The following is a 2,156-nucleotide window of genomic DNA, read 5'->3' on the forward strand; positions in this document are numbered from 1 at the left end:
TCGCCGACCTCGTGCACGACCTCCGCACCGGCCTCGCGTCCGCTGAGACCGCCACTGCGGTCGCTCCGACGATGCTCGGAGCGGACGGTGCCAGGGACTTCCTGGTGATCTTCCAGAACAACGCCGAGATCCGGCCCACGGGCGGACTTCCGGGTTCCTGGGCGATGGTCCACGCCGAGGACGGCCGGCTCCGGATGGAGATCCAGGGGTCGGCGAATGACTTCCCCGTCACCCAGACCGCCGTCGGCCTCCTCACCAACGAGGAGATCGACGTCTACGGACGGGTCTTCGGACAGTACTTCCACGACGCAGGGTTCACGCCGGACTTCCCGCGTGCTGCGGAGCTGTGGGACGCCCACTGGCGTGAGCAGCACCCGGACCGGCCGCTCGACGGCGTTCTGGCCGTCGACCCGGTCGCGCTCTCCTACCTGCTCGAGGCGACGGGTCCGGTCGAGGTCGGGGAGACGACCCTCACCTCGGGCAACGTCGTCGAGCAGGTGCTCAACCGGCCCTACCTGGACCTCCCCGTGTCGCAGCAGGACCCCTACTTCCAAGAGGTTGCGCGGTCGGTGTTCGGGGCCGTCACTAGCAACATCACGTCACCCATCGCCTTCGTCGAGGGCGTCAGTCGAGCGGCAGCCGAGGGCCGCCTGCTGGTCGCCTCCTTCGACGAGCAGGTCGAGAGCGAGCTCGCCGGCACCCGTGTCGCGGGTGAGCTCGCCGGAGACGACGGCTCCACGCCCCACATCGACGTCGGCCTGAGCGACCTCACGGGGTCGAAGATGTCTTACTACCTGCGCTACGACGGCGAGGTCGACGCGGTGCGGTGCACGGACGGAGCGCAGACCCTGACCGGCGCCCTGACGCTACGTCAAGTGATCGCGCCGGCCGAGGCGGCGAAGCTTCCCGACTACGTCACCGGCGGTGGAGCGTACGGCACTGACCCGGGCTCGCAGTACGTCATGGTCCGCGTCTACGGGCCGTGGGGCGGGTCGCTCGACCGGCTGCGCATCGACGGACGTGACCTGAAGGATCTCGAGGTCAAGGAGATCGACGGGCGGCCGGTCGCCAACGTCGACATCCTGTTGTCGTCGCGACGCGACAAGCTGCTCACCTGGCAGGCCACGACCGGTGAGGGCCAGACCGGCCCTGGTGAGTTGACCATGACCCCCAGTGTCGTGCCGGGGCTCGACCGGCACCCGTTCGCGTCGGCCTGCTGACGGCGAACGGTCCTACGGCCGCCGCCGGGGCCAGCCCCGGCGGCCGGCGTGCGTCCGCGTCGACTCGGCACTGATCGGGGCGTAGCCGTAGCCGTAGCCGTAGCCGTAGCCGTAGCCCGAACTGTCGCCCCGGCCGCGTCCCGGCGTCATGTTGAGCACGACACCGACCGGCTCGGCGTCGACCTGATGCAAGCGGTCGACCGCCTGGCTGAGCTGGTCGCGGGTGGTCTTGCCATAGCGAGCGACCAGGAGCACCCCGTCCGCCTGACGCGCCAGCAGGGCAGCGTCGGTCACCGGCAGCAACGGCGGAGCGTCGATCACGACCATGTCGTACTCCGACCGCAGCTGCTTGACCAGGTCGTGCATGGCGTTGGACTGCAGGAGCTCGGCGGGGTTGGGCGGGATCGCCCCGCTCGCCAGAACGTCGAGCTCGCTGTCGGCGTGGCGCTGGATCGCGTCCTCGACCGCGACTCGGCCCAGGAGGATGGTCGTCACGCCGACTGCGCTGTCCAGGTGGAGCGTCGTGGTGGCCTTGGGGCGGCGGAGGTCCGCTTCGACGAGCAGTGTGCGGTGGCCGGCCTGTGCCAGTGTGATCGCAAGGTTGAGAGATGTCGACGTCTTGCCCTCCTCGGGCAGCGCGGACGTCACGACGAAGACCTTGGCCGCGCTGTCGACCTCCACGAACTGGAGGTTGGTGCGCAGCACCCGGAACGCCTCGACCCGGGGCGCATGGGTGCCGAGATCGGTGACCAACGCCTTCTGGCGGGCTTGGTTATCGAACGGGATGGCGCCGAGGACGGGCGCGGAGGTTGCCTGGGCCAGGTCGTCGTTGGTCTTCACGGTGGTGTCGAGCAGGTCGCGCAGCAGCGCCAGTCCGAGCCCGAGCAGCAGACCGAGCACGACGCCCAGAGCCGGGTTGCGCACCGGCTTGGGGGA

Annotated in this window: 2 protein-coding genes; one reads left to right on the forward strand and one right to left on the reverse strand. The window is 69.8% G+C overall.

What is annotated here, in order from left to right:
• On the forward strand, positions 1-1,220 hold a 1,220-nt coding region (locus Q0L15_RS19335; RefSeq protein ID WP_296606195.1), incomplete at its 5' end, for a DUF4012 domain-containing protein.
• Between the two features lie 12 nt (positions 1,221-1,232).
• Here Q0L15_RS19335 and Q0L15_RS19340 read toward each other — a convergent pair.
• Positions 1,233-2,156: CpsD/CapB family tyrosine-protein kinase (locus Q0L15_RS19340; RefSeq protein WP_296606197.1), on the reverse strand; the 924-nt coding region annotated here is incomplete at its 5' end.

The sequence above is a fragment of the Nocardioides sp. genome (assembly GCF_024509035.1).
Taxonomy (GTDB): domain Bacteria; phylum Actinomycetota; class Actinomycetes; order Propionibacteriales; family Nocardioidaceae; genus Nocardioides.